The sequence below is a fragment of the Tardiphaga sp. genome (genome assembly GCF_028290785.1).
Taxonomy (GTDB): domain Bacteria; phylum Pseudomonadota; class Alphaproteobacteria; order Rhizobiales; family Xanthobacteraceae; genus Tardiphaga.
This window is the reverse complement of record NZ_JAQGJD010000260.1, coordinates 1-10,606: the sequence shown is the minus strand read 5'-3', so window position 1 is coordinate 10,606 and position 10,606 is coordinate 1. Positions and strand designations below refer to the sequence as shown.

The 10,606-nt window shown below is 65.6% G+C and carries 9 protein-coding genes; 7 read left to right on the top strand and 2 right to left on the bottom strand.

The window, feature by feature from the left end; genetic code table 11:
- The first annotated feature begins 340 nt into the window (after positions 1-340).
- Positions 341-1,492 (top strand): putative lipid II flippase FtsW, encoded by a 1,152-nt coding sequence (gene ftsW / locus JWR89_RS16175; protein ID WP_299717894.1) that lies wholly within the window; start codon positions 341-343, stop codon positions 1,490-1,492.
- A gap of 7 nt (positions 1,493-1,499) precedes the next feature.
- Positions 1,500-2,600, top strand: coding sequence for an undecaprenyldiphospho-muramoylpentapeptide beta-N-acetylglucosaminyltransferase (murG, locus tag JWR89_RS16170; protein WP_299717892.1), 1,101 nt, complete (start codon positions 1,500-1,502; stop codon positions 2,598-2,600).
- On the opposite strand, the gene JWR89_RS16165 is transcribed toward murG, so the two are convergent.
- Positions 2,597-3,502 carry a LysR family transcriptional regulator gene (locus tag JWR89_RS16165; RefSeq protein WP_299717890.1) on the bottom strand — a complete coding sequence of 302 codons (906 nt, stop codon included), beginning with the start codon at positions 3,500-3,502 and terminating at the stop codon, positions 2,597-2,599. The genes murG and JWR89_RS16165 overlap by 4 nt on opposite strands.
- A gap of 109 nt (positions 3,503-3,611) precedes the next feature.
- On the opposite strand from JWR89_RS16165, the gene JWR89_RS16160 reads away from it, so the two are divergent.
- From JWR89_RS16160 to murB, 3 genes are all read left to right on the top strand, one after another.
- Positions 3,612-4,790, top strand: a complete 1,179-nt coding sequence (locus tag JWR89_RS16160; protein WP_299717888.1) for an MFS transporter — start codon at positions 3,612-3,614, stop codon at positions 4,788-4,790.
- A 181-nt stretch (positions 4,791-4,971) separates the two neighbouring features.
- Positions 4,972-6,375: a UDP-N-acetylmuramate--L-alanine ligase gene (murC, locus tag JWR89_RS16155; RefSeq protein ID WP_299717886.1), complete on the top strand. Its 1,404-nt coding sequence runs from the start codon at positions 4,972-4,974 to the stop codon at positions 6,373-6,375.
- A 175-nt stretch (positions 6,376-6,550) separates the two neighbouring features.
- The gene (murB, locus tag JWR89_RS16150; RefSeq protein WP_299717884.1) at positions 6,551-7,468 is read left to right on the top strand and encodes a UDP-N-acetylmuramate dehydrogenase; all 918 of its coding nucleotides are present in this window, start codon (positions 6,551-6,553) and stop codon (positions 7,466-7,468) included.
- 149 nt (positions 7,469-7,617) lie between these two features.
- Here murB and JWR89_RS16145 read toward each other — a convergent pair whose 3' ends face one another.
- Positions 7,618-8,454 carry a DUF4239 domain-containing protein gene (locus tag JWR89_RS16145; RefSeq protein ID WP_299717882.1) on the bottom strand — a complete coding sequence of 279 codons (837 nt, stop codon included), beginning with the start codon at positions 8,452-8,454 and terminating at the stop codon, positions 7,618-7,620.
- 128 nt (positions 8,455-8,582) lie between these two features.
- Here JWR89_RS16145 and JWR89_RS16140 point away from each other — a divergent pair, with 128 nt between their 5' ends.
- On the top strand, positions 8,583-9,599 hold the full coding sequence (locus tag JWR89_RS16140) for a D-alanine--D-alanine ligase (RefSeq protein ID WP_299717880.1): 1,017 nt from the start codon (positions 8,583-8,585) through the stop codon (positions 9,597-9,599).
- A gap of 384 nt (positions 9,600-9,983) precedes the next feature.
- Positions 9,984-10,606 (top strand): FtsQ-type POTRA domain-containing protein (locus tag JWR89_RS16135; protein WP_299717878.1); only part of this gene is annotated, 623 nt, incomplete at its 3' end.

Below are 10,606 nucleotides of genomic sequence, written 5' to 3'. Positions count from 1 at the left end.
TCCCCGGCCTGCGCCTCGTTCGACCAGTTCCGCAACTTCGAAATTCGCGGCGACCGTTTTCGCGAGCTGGTGCTGGCGCTGGATGGCGTGAAGGCGATTTAGGAGGGGCCGTGTCCCGGACGCGGTGCGGCATTCTTATGCCGCTCCGCAGATCCGGGATCCCGGTTTCTTCTTGACAGCAACCGGGGCCCCGGAACTGCAGCGCACCACGTCGCAAGCGCGACGCGTTGCGCAGCGTCCGGGGAACGCTCCCAATTCCCTTCCAAATTTTCACAATCCGTTAACCGTCTGGCAACCACGATGGCGCACCAATGGGGATCATTTGCCCGCAGGTATGCCCATGATCTCCCGTGAACAACGCACCCCGCTCAGCGAATGGTGGTGGACCGTGGACCGGCTGCTGCTGGCGGCGATCATCGCGCTGATGCTGGCGGGGATCATCCTGTCGCTGGCGGCCTCGCCGCCGGTGGCGACCCGGATCGGGCTCGACCCGTTCCACTTCTTCAACCGCCATGTGCTGTTCCTGGTGCCGTCCTTCATCGTGCTGATCGGCGTCTCGTTCCTGTCGCCGCGGCAGATCCGGCGATCGGCGCTGCTGGTGTTCGCGATTTCCATCGTCTTGATCGTGGCAACGCTGCTGATCGGCCCCGAGGTCAAAGGCGCCAAGCGCTGGATCACGCTGCTCGGCATCAACATCCAGGCCTCGGAATCCGCCAAGCCGGCCTTCGTCGTGGTCGCCGCCTGGCTGTTCTCGGAGTCCGCGCGAAAGCCGGAAATGCCGGCGACCTCGATGGCCGTGGTGCTGCTGTTGATGCTGGTGTCGCTGCTGGTGCTGGAGCCCGATTTCGGCCAGACCATGCTGATCCTGATGGTGTGGGGCTCGCTGTTCTTCATCGCCGGCATGCGCATGGTGTGGGTGTTCGGCCTCGCCGCTACGGCGTCCGCCGGCCTGTTCACCGCCTATCTGCTGGTGCCGCACGTCGCCGGCCGCATCAAGCGCTTCATGGATCCCGCCTCCGGCGACACCTTCCAGGTCGATACCGCGATGGAATCCTTCGCCAATGGCGGCTGGTTCGGCCTGGGACCGGGTGAGGGCATCGCCAAACGCAGCCTCCCGGACAGCCACACCGACTTCGTGTTTGCCGTCGGGGCCGAAGAATTCGGCATCCTGATGTGTCTGGCGCTGCTGTCGCTGTTCGCCTTTATCGTGATCCGCTCGCTGTCGCGCGCCTATGCCACCGAGGACCTGTTCTCGCGCTTCGCGGCCTCGGGCCTCGCGATCCTGTTCGGCGTCCAGGCGGCGATCAACATGGCGGTCAACCTGCACCTCATTCCAGCGAAGGGCATGACACTGCCATTTATCTCGTACGGCGGTTCGTCGATGATCTCGCTGGCCTACAGCGTCGGCATGCTGCTGGCGCTGACGCGGATGCGGCCGCGAACCGAAATGGATTCGATCGGCGACGCCAATTCGATCAGAAGCTACGCGTGACCATGTCATGAGCGAAGCGCCTCTTATCCTGCTCGCCGCCGGCGGCACCGGCGGCCACCTGTTTCCGGCGGAGGCGCTCGGCGTTGCACTGATGAAGCGCGGGTTGCGCGTGCGCCTGGTCACCGATGCGCGCGCGCTGAAATACAGCGGGCTGTTCTCGCGGGATATGATCGACGTGGTGCCGAGCGAAACGTTTCGCGGGCGCAATCCGATCTCGCTGGCCCGCACCGGCATCATGCTCGCCGCCGGCACCGGCATCGCGCTCAATCTGATGCGCAGGCTGAAGCCCGCCGCCGTCATCGGCTTCGGCGGCTATCCGACGCTGCCCCCGTTGGTCGCGGCAAAGCTATTCGGCATTCCCACGATCATTCACGACTCCAACGCCGTGATGGGCCGCGCCAACCGGCTGCTGTCCAGCCGCGTCAGTGCGATTGCGACGTCGCTGCCCGGCGTGCTCGACCGCGATCCCGAACTGGCGAAGAAGACCACGACGACCGGCACGCCGATGCGTCCCGCCATCCTCGCTGCCGCAGCCGTATCCTATATCGCGCCCGATCTCACCGGGCCGCTGCGCCTCTTGGTGGTCGGCGGCAGCCAGGGCGCGCGCATCATGGCGGACATCGTGCCATCAGCGATCGAGCGGCTTGAGCCGGCGCTATGGAGCAGGCTGGTGCTGACGCAGCAGGTCCGCGGCGAGGACATGGCGCGGGTCCGCGCGGTCTATGACAAGCTCAAGATCAAGGTCGAACTGGCGCCGTTCTTCAGCGATCTGCCGGCGCGGCTGGCCTCGAGCCAGTTGGTGATCTCACGCTCCGGGGCCGGCACGGTCGCCGAACTCGGTGCCATCGGCCGGCCCTCGATCCTGGTGCCGCTGCCCGGCGCCATCGATCAGGACCAGTTCGCCAATGCCGGCGTGCTGGTCGATGCCGGCGGCGCCATCCGCCTCGCACAGAGCGAATTCACACCGGACCGCCTGGCGGCGGAAATCTCCGCGCTCGCCGCCGAGCCGGCGCGGCTGGCCACGATGGCCGCGGGCGCGCGAAAAGTCGGCAAGCTCGATGCCGCGGAACGGCTGGCGGATCTGGTGGCGAAGGTCGCGGGGATTTAAAGCCGCACGTTCTCCACCAGATAATCCAGCAGCGCCCGCACCCGGGCCGGGAGTTGCCCGCCGTGGCCGACGAACACCGCGTGGGTGGCTTCCAGATCGCCCGGATTGTAATTTTCCAGCACCGGCACCAGGCGTCCGGCCTCGATATCGGGATTGATATGAAGCCGCGACATCCGTGAGATGCCTGCGCCGGCAATGGTGAAATGTCGCATCGCTTCGCCGTCGCTAACCAGAGCATTGCCGGTTGGCGCCACGGTGATCGCCCCGCCGTTGCCATCGGCGAACGGCCAGCCCGCCGCTTGGCGCGAGAAACTGAAGCCGAGCAGGGTGTGATCGGCGAGATCAGCCGGCGTCTGCGGCGTGCCGCGCGCAGCGAGATAGCCGGGGGCCGCCACCACGACCATTCGGGTTTCGACAAGCTTGCGGGCCAGCAAACGCGACTCGCGCATCGGCCCAACGCGAATCGCGACGTCGGCGCGTTCTTCGAGCAGGTCGATGACAATATCTGTCAGCGTCACATCGACCGATATGCCGGGATAGCGCTGCAGGAAATCCGGAAGGATCGGCAGCAGCCGGTGCAGCCCGAACGGGACGCTGCTGTTGATATGCAACACGCCGCTCGGCGTGGCGCCTACCGCGGCCTCCCGCTCGGCCGTATTCATGTCGTCGAGGATGCGCATGGCGCGTTCGTAGAACGCCGTGCCTTCCGGCGTCAGCTGCAGTTTTCGCGTCGAGCGATTGATCAGGCGGACGCCGAGCCGGGCTTCCAGCCGCGCCACTAGCTTGCTCACCGCCGAGGGGGTCATCCGAAACGCGCGGGCGGCGGTAGAAAAGCCGCCGAGCTCGACCGCGCGGACGAACACTTCCATTTCGCCGGAGCGATTGACATCGAGCCGCGCCATGATGAGTTCAATTCACAAATATTGTGCCTACGGCCGGTCTACCTCATCAATGACTGTCGGTCCAGATTTGCATGCAGGGGCATGTTGCTCCGCAGCAATGGAGCCTGACATGCCTCTCGCCCTTTACGCGCTCACCGCCGGCGCCTTCGGCATCGGCGTCACGGAATTCGTCATCATGGGTCTGCTGATCGATGTCGGCGGCGACCTCGGCGTCTCCATCTCGGCCGCCGGACTACTGATTTCGGGCTACGCGCTCGGCGTGGTGGTCGGTGCGCCGATCATGACCATCGCCACCTCGAAATGGCCGCGCAAGACGGCACTGCTGGTGCTGATGGCGATCTTCACCGTCGGCAACCTCGCTTGCGCGCTGGCGCCTGACTACTGGAGCCTGATGGCAGCGCGCGTGCTCACCGCCTTTGCGCATGGCACCTTCTTCGGGGTCGGCTCGGTGGTGGCGACAACCCTGGTGCCGGCCAACAAGAAGGCTTCGGCCATCGCCATCATGTTCACCGGCCTGACGGTGGCCAACATTCTCGGCGTGCCGTTCGGCACCTGGCTGGGGCAGGGCTTTGGTTGGCGTTCGACCTTCTTTGCCGTGACTGCCGTCGGCGTTGCCGCTTTCGCCATCATCGCGCTGTTCGTGCCGCAGGATAAGGAAAAGCCGGCGCCGTCTAACCTGAAGCAGGATCTCGCGGTACTCGCGCGTCCGCAGGTGCTGCTGGCCCTGCTCACCACCGTGCTGAGCTGGATCGGCGTATTCGGCGTTTTCACCTATATCGCGCCGATCTTGACCCGGCTGTCGGGCTTCTCCGACGCCGCGGTGTCGCCAATCCTGCTGGTGTTCGGCGGCGGGCTGGTGGTCGGCAATCTGGTCGGCGGGCGGCTGGCTGACCGCTGGCTGCTGCCCACGGTGCTGGGCAGTCTTGCCGCGCTGGCCGTCGTGCTGTTTCTGATGACCTTCGCTCTTCACAGCCAGATCGCTGTGGTGGCGTTCGTCGCGCTGCTCGGCGCCATGGGCTTCGCCACCGTGCCGCCGCTGCAGATGTGGGTGCTGGACAAGGCTGCCGGCGCCGGCCAAAGCCTCGCTTCCAGCTTCAATATCGCCGCCTTCAATCTCGGCAATGCTATCGGCGCCTGGATCGGCGGCATTGTGATCGCCAGCGGGTCCGGGCTTGGCGCGCTGCCCTGGGTCGCGGCGCTGGCCCCCCTGGCGGCCCTCGCGGTCGCGCTCTACGCGATCCACGCCGAACGCGCTGCGAAGGCCGCGGTTCCAGTGCCGGCGGAATAGGTCAGTCCGCCGGGAAACCGGTCAAACAAGCGCGGTTTTCGACATTTAAGCGTCATGGCCGGGCTTGTCCCGGCCATCCCCGTCTTGCATGAAGGGGGGCGATTCGTGCCAGCCGGGTTCCAGTAAAGACGCTCTTCGCGCTTTTGCCCCGGGCTGGACGAGAACTGACGAGACCTAGCCCATGAGATTGCCGCGCGAGATCGGACCCATTCATTTCGTCGGCATCGGCGGCATCGGCATGAGCGGCATCGCCGAGGTGCTGTGCAATCTCGGCTACACCGTACAGGGCTCCGACGCCTCGGAGAGCGCCAACGTCAACCGTCTCCGCGACAAGGGCATTGTGATCCACGTCGGCCACAAGGCTGACAACGTGTCCGGCGCCGACGTGCTGGTGGTCTCCACCGCCATCAAGCGCGACAATCCGGAACTGATGGCCGCGCGCGCGCAGCGCATCCCCGTGGTGCGCCGCGCCGAAATGCTGGCCGAGCTGATGCGGCTGAAGAGCTGCGTCGCCATCGCCGGCACCCATGGCAAGACGACGACCACCTCGATGGTCGCGGCACTGCTCGACGCCGGCGATCTCGACCCCACCGTCATCAATGGCGGCATCATCAATGCCTACGGCACCAATGCGCGGCTTGGGGCCGGCGAGTGGATGGTGGTGGAAGCCGACGAGAGCGACGGCACCTTCCTGAAGTTGCCCGCCGACGTCGCCATCGTCACCAATGTCGATCCCGAACATCTCGATCACTTCGGCACCTTCGAGGCGGTGCAGGACGCGTTTCGCCATTTCGTCGAGAATGTGCCGTTCTACGGCTTTGCGGTGATGTGCATCGATCACCCTGTCGTGCAGAGCATCGTCGGCAAGATCGAAGACCGCCGCATCATCACCTATGGCGAGAATCCGCAGGCCGATGCGCGGCTGGTGGATCTCAAGCCTGCCAATGGCGGCTCTGCCTTCACGGTCGTGTTCCGTAACCGCAAGGCCGGCACCACCGAGACCATCGACAAGCTCGTGCTGCCGATGCCCGGCCGTCACAACGCGCTCAACGCCACCGCGGCGATTGCGGTGGCCCATGAACTCGGCATGTCCGGCGACGCCATCCGCAAGGCGCTGGCGAACTTCGGCGGCGTGCGTCGCCGCTTCACCAAGACCGGCGAATGGAACGGCGTCACCATCATCGACGACTACGGCCATCACCCCGTGGAGATCTCCGCAGTGCTGCGCGCAGCGCGCGAATCCACCAAGGGCAAAGTAATCGCCGTGGTGCAGCCGCATCGCTTTACGCGCCTGCAGTCGCTGTTCGAGGAATTCTGCACCTGCTTCAACGATGCCGACACGGTGATCGTTGCCGAGGTCTATCCGGCCGGCGAAGCGCCGATCGCCGGCATCGACCGCGACCATTTTGTCCTCGGCCTGCGCGCGCACGGCCACCGCGAAGTGATCCCGCTGCAGGAGAGTGCGGGCCTGGCCGGCCTCGTGGCCGGGGTGGCGAAATCAGGCGACACCGTAGTCTGCCTCGGCGCCGGCAACATCACCCAGTGGGCCTATGCGCTGCCGGGCGAATTGCAGGCACTGGGATAAGTATTTCGATGTTCAGCACCGACATCGCCACGCACGCCGCTGCGCTCCCTCTCCCCCGGGCGCAGCGTAGCTGCGTCTGGCGGGAGAGGGGGCGCCACAAGCTCTGCCGCCCGTGGCGCCCCCTCTCCCGGCGCTTCGCGCCACCCTCCCCCACAAGGGGGGGAGGGGACTGAACATGACGTTCCCGGATATTTCGATAGATCTAAAAGCCGTGATGCCCGACTTGCGCGGGCGGTTGCTGGCCAATGAGTCGCTGGCGCCCTTGACGTGGTTTCGCGTCGGCGGTCCGGCACAGCTATTGTTCACGCCGGCGGATGACGACGATCTCGCTTACTTCCTCGCGCGTCTGCCGAAGGAAATTCCCGTCACCGTCGTCGGTGTCGGCTCCAACCTGATCGTGCGCGATGGCGGCATCGAAGGCGTCGTCATCCGCCTCAGCCCGCGCGGCTTCGGCGCAGCGACTGCGAATGGCGATACCGTCACTGCGGGCACCGCCGCACTCGATAAGCGGGTGGCGGAAACCGCGGCCGCGGCCAACATCAGCGGGCTTGAATTCTATTTCGGTATTCCCGGCTCGATCGGCGGCGCGCTGCGCATGAATGCCGGGGCCAACGGCGGCGAGACCAAGGACGTGCTGATCGCGGCCATTGGGATCGGCCGCGATGGTACCAAAAACAGCTTCGACAACGCCGCGATGCAGTTCGTCTATCGCAATTCAGGCGTCGATCCCTCCATCATCTTCACCTCCGCGAAATTCCGCGGCGTGATCGCCGAACCCTCCACCATTCGCGCCCGCATGGATGAAGTGCAAACCCATCGCGAGACCGCGCAGCCGATCCGCGAGAAGACCGGCGGCTCGACGTTCAAGAATCCGCCCGGCCACAGCGCCTGGAAGCTGGTCGATGCCGCCGGCTGCCGCGGCTTGCGCGTCGGGGGCGCGCAGGTGTCAGAGATGCACTGCAATTTCCTGATCAACACCGGCGATGCCACCGCCGCCGACATCGAGACGCTCGGCGAGACCGTGCGCGCCCGCGTGCTGGCGCACAGCGGCGTCGACCTGCACTGGGAAATCAAGAGGATCGGGGTTGCCTGACCGTCATTCCGGGGCGGGAGCAGCGTCAGCTGCGAGCGAACCCGGAATCCGGAGATGTTCAAAACATCTCGGGATTCCGGGCCTGCACTCCGGCCGGCTTCGCCGACTGAAGTGCATCCCGGAATGACAGAGCTTGGGGGCGTGGCGCGTTACTTGGCGGGAGTTGCGGCCGGCGCAGGCGCCGTTGTCGTGGCATCGGCTGCGGGGGCGACGATGTCGGGCAATTCCAGCAGCCGCTCCAGCGGCGCCGGCGAGACGCGAAAAGTGCCCTGGAACGGATGCTCTTGCAGCGCGATCAGGCCGAGCGCCACCACCGCGGCGGTGCCGAACACCACGAGCGCGGCAAGCATCGCGCGCGGCTTTTCCAAATGCACGAGCGTCAGCGCGATCTGGGTCATCACACCCAGGATCAGCACCGATATCCATTTCAGGTCGTTGGTGGTGTCCGCCGACAGGCTGAGCCGGTCGGTGCGGGCGTTACCGACCCTGACCGCCGCCGTGAGTAGCGCAGCGTGCACGGCGGCGCTGGCATCGCGGGTGATGGAGGGATCGCTGATCCGGCGCAGCAGATCGTCATAGGCGGTCGCGGTTTGCAGGGCATGGCTGCCTTCCAGCATCTGCGGCCATTCGTCCCGCGCTGCGGATCGCGCATAGTCCTTCAGCGCGATGCGGATTTCGTGCATGTCGGTGACCGACGCGACGCTCAGCGTATAGATATTGCGGAGCTCGCCGGCCTCGATCTGCACCGCGCGGACCGCCTGGCGGTTGCGCTCGCCGACGTCATTGGCGAGAAAGCCACTGAGCAGGCCGAACAGGATCGCCACCGCCGAGAAGAACGGCGCCACCACGCCGGTCAGGCTCTTGACGTTGCCGGTCAGCGGCGAGCGGAACGCCAGCGCGTAGAGCCCCAGCGCCGTGCACGCATACAGCCCGCACAAAGTGGCGAAGATGCCGAGGGAGGGCAGGTCGAGCCAGGCTCTAATCATCGCGCTTCTCTTTGTTGCCGGTTAGCGGACAGGCTCGCGCCCTAGTCGAAAATCAGCAATACCTGACTCGCGCTGCGCAATGCTATTGGCTGTTGGCGGGCCACGGCCGAGTCGAGGAGTACGTACAAATGACGGAAGCGAACCAGCCGACGCGTATCACCATCCTGTTCGGCGGTCTGAACAAGGAACGGCTGGTGTCGGTCGCGACCGCGCAGGCGCTGCATCTGGCGTTGCCGGAAGCCGAACTGTGGTTCTGGGACGCGGACGATCAGGTCTATCAAGTCCGTCCGCAGACGCTGTTGAACCACGCGCGGCCCTTCGAGGATCCGTTCAGGCCCGACAGCGCAAGCCTTGGCCGGCTCGAGCCGGCGCTCGACCAGGCGAGGGCCGACCATCGCCTGCTGGTGCTCGGCCTGCACGGCGGCACTGCGGAGAATGGCGAGTTGCAGGCGATGTGCGAGATGCGCGGCATCGCTTTCACCGGCTCCGGCTCGGCGTCGTCCAACCTGGCGTTCGACAAGGTCGCGGCGAAGCGCTTTGCCGCGATCGCCGGCGTGACGATCGCGGCCGGCGTGGCGCTCGACGAACTCGAAACCGCTTTGGCAACATATGGAAAACTGATCGCCAAACCGGCCCGCGACGGATCCAGCTACGGCCTGATTTTCGTCAACGCGAGTCAGGATCTGGTGGCCGTGCGCCATGCAGCGAAGACCGAGGACTATGTGATCGAGCCGTTTGTCGCGGGGGTGGAAGCCACCTGCGGAGTGCTGGAGCAGGCCGACGGCTCGCTGATGGCGCTGCCGCCGATCGAGATCATCCCGGCCGACGGCGGCTTCGACTACGAGGCGAAGTATCTGGCCACATCGACGCAGGAAATCTGCCCCGGTCGTTTCTCGCCGGAGATCAGCGCGGCGATCATGGCGGATGCGGTGAAGGCGCACCGGGCGATGTCATGCCGGGGTTATTCGCGCTCGGACTTCATCGTATCGGCCAATGGCCCAGTCTATTTGGAGACCAACACCCTGCCAGGCCTCACCAAGGCCTCGCTGTATCCGAAGGCGCTCGCAGCCCAGGGCATCGGCTTCGTCGAGTTTCTGCACGGCCAGATTGCGCTCGCTGAAAAACGCGCGGCGGGCACTTACTGAAATCCGGACGTCTCGTGTCCCGGACGCGGCGCGGCGCTGCTGTGCCGCTCCGCAGAGCCGGACCGCCCCAAGCGCCGTCACCCGCGATGGCCCCGGATCTGCGAAGCAGCATGGGACCAGTGCACCGCAGTGCTGCAGGTTCCATCCGGCACATTCACCACACCAGAGCTAAACTCTTGCATAACCGCATCTAATCGTGCCCTGCGCGGACCGCCTTTACACTTTGTTTACCAGGAAGTCCGAAGGTTAACGCTGGCGGCGCAGGTGCGCTTGGCTGCCGGGGCGTGAGCCGTGCGGAGTTCCGCAACGACCACTGCGCCGGCACGACCGGGCGTCATCTTGGCCGGAGCCCGCATAGGTGGGCCTAAAGGACGAGCGCGTGCAATGGATGGTGGAGGACGCCTCTCTCGGTCGATGAGATCGCTGGGGCCCCAAGCTGACCTGAAACTGGCTGCCATTGGAGCAGCCATCCTGCTTCGCGAGCAGTTGACCCCGCTTGCCCGTTTTCTGGCCCGTCTGCGCGTCCGTAAACCCGTCATTCGCGAACAGAGCCCGAACCGTTTCATCGCGACGGTCGAGCGTTACATTCCCCGCCGGATCGGAATCGCTGCCACCATCCTGATGCTGCTCGGCAGCGTCGCGCTGGGGGTGGTCAAGGGCAACCATCTCGACGAGGTGATCGAGGCGTTCAGCGATACCCGTAACGCCGCCGCGAATGCCGCCGGCTTCCGCATCGCCGCGGTGATCCTGAACGGGCGCAAGCAACTCACCCAGGACGAAATTCTGGCAATCGGCGGCGTCAACGGCCGCTCGTCGCTGCTGTTCCTCGATGCCGCCGTGGTCCGCGACAAGCTCAAGGCCAATCCGTGGATCGCCGACGCCAACGTGCTGAAGCTGTATCCCGACCGGCTGCAGATCGACGTCACCGAGCGCACCGCCTTCGCGTTGTGGCAGCAGGACGGCCGCCTCTCGGTGGTCGCCGATGACGGTGCGGTGCTGGAAACCTA